The sequence below is a fragment of the Guptibacillus spartinae genome (assembly GCF_028610625.1).
GTDB lineage: Bacteria > Bacillota > Bacilli > Bacillales > Guptibacillaceae > Guptibacillus > Guptibacillus spartinae.
Genome location: NZ_JAQQWU010000043.1, coordinates 1 through 661, shown reverse-complemented (window position 1 = coordinate 661; position 661 = coordinate 1). Strand labels below are relative to the sequence as shown.

Below are 661 nucleotides of genomic sequence, written 5' to 3'. Positions count from 1 at the left end.
GGGGTGAAGTCGTAACAAGGTAGCCGTATCGGAAGGTGCGGCTGGATCACCTCCTTTCTATGGAGAATTACGAAGGTAACTTACGTTACCAACCTTACATGAGCGTTTCGTTTAGTTTTGAAAGAATGATTCGTTCTTTCAACTGAAAAGGTAAGTTTTGAAGAAGAGCAAGTCTCTTCGTAGAAACACCTCCGGCTAATGGCTATGTCGGAGTATTTACTTTTCTTTTGTGGGCCTGTAGCTCAGCTGGTTAGAGCGCACGCCTGATAAGCGTGAGGTCGGTGGTTCGAGTCCACTCAGGCCCACCATAAAAGAATTCTGGGGCCTTAGCTCAGCTGGGAGAGCGCCTGCCTTGCACGCAGGAGGTCAGCGGTTCGATCCCGCTAGGCTCCACCAATTTAGTCTACTTTTATTCTTAAACAAACGTTTAATTAACTAGTAGCCATGTTCCTTGAAAACTAGATAGCACAAACAACGACATCCAATAATTATTTTTATGCAATAACTTAGTAATAACTGATGCGTTACGGCAGCATGCCTAACAAATCGAAGGTTAAGCTACTAAGGGCGCACGGTGGATGCCTTGGCACTAGAAGCCTAAGAAGGACGGGACGAACACCGATATGCTTCGGGGAGCTGTAAGTACGCTTTGATCCGGAGA

General features: G+C 46.3%; 2 tRNA genes and 2 rRNA genes. All 4 read left to right on the top strand.

Features of this window, described 5'->3' with window-relative positions:
* Positions 1-57: ribosomal RNA gene (locus PQ511_RS23615) — 16S ribosomal RNA — on the top strand; the annotation flags it as partial.
* A 174-nt stretch (positions 58-231) separates the two neighbouring features.
* Positions 232-308: transfer RNA gene (locus PQ511_RS23610), tRNA-Ile, on the top strand.
* Between the two features lie 12 nt (positions 309-320).
* A tRNA-Ala gene (locus tag PQ511_RS23605) sits at positions 321-396 on the top strand.
* Between the two features lie 155 nt (positions 397-551).
* A 23S ribosomal RNA gene (locus tag PQ511_RS23600) occupies positions 552-661 on the top strand; the annotation flags it as partial.